Source organism: Klebsiella sp. A-Nf5, assembly GCF_002810545.1.
GTDB classification, from domain to species: Bacteria; Pseudomonadota; Gammaproteobacteria; order Enterobacterales; family Enterobacteriaceae; genus Klebsiella; species Klebsiella variicola.
Genome location: NZ_PIOG01000153.1, coordinates 1 through 677 on the forward strand (window position 1 = coordinate 1; position 677 = coordinate 677).

Annotated in this window: 2 protein-coding genes; both read left to right on the forward strand. The window is 56.1% G+C overall.

Features of this window, described 5'->3' with window-relative positions:
• Nucleotides 1–503 (forward strand): type VI secretion system baseplate subunit TssF (locus CWM53_RS15870; RefSeq protein WP_165785090.1); only part of this gene is annotated, 503 nt, incomplete at its 5' end.
• Nucleotides 467–677: type VI secretion system baseplate subunit TssG (locus CWM53_RS15875; protein ID WP_206062624.1), on the forward strand; the 211-nt coding region annotated here is incomplete at its 3' end. The genes CWM53_RS15870 and CWM53_RS15875, both read left to right, overlap by 37 nt.

The following is a 677-nucleotide window of genomic DNA, read 5'->3' on the forward strand; positions in this document are numbered from 1 at the left end:
GTAAAGCGCTGCAAAGCACGGTGCTGGACACCCCCGTCAACGCCATGCAGCATGCACTGCGGGTGCGCAACCTGTGTGCGCCGACGCAGCCCTGTTATCCCCCGGCGCGTGACCGTTTCCACTGGCGGGTACTCAGCCACTTAGGCTCCAACTTCCTGTCAATGATGGACAACGCCGAAATCTTGCGCGGCACGCTGGCGCTGTACGACTGGACGGAAAGCGAAATGAACCGACGCCGTCTGGAGGCGATCGTTGACGTTCAGCATCACCTAATTCAGCGTTTTGAAAAAGGTTTTCTACTGCGCGGCGTGGATATTCAGATCACGCTGGACAGCAACGGTTTCGCCGGCGAAGGCGATATCACCCTGTTTGGCGAACTGCTGCACCGCTTTTTCGCCCTGTATGCCGACATCCACTTATTTACTCAGTTGACGCTGATTCTGCAACCTACAGGAAAATGTTTGCAATGGACAGAACACCACAGCCAGCGCGTACCGGGCTGACGGAAAGGCTTGCTCCGGACATTAACCGAATTAACTTTTACCGTTTCTGCCAGCTTCTTGAACAAAGCCAACCACAGACGCCACCGCTGGGGAGCACAACCAATCCGGCAGACGATCCCGTCCGTTTTCGTCCACATCCGGGGATGGGGTTCCCGGTAAGCGAACTAAAAAGCG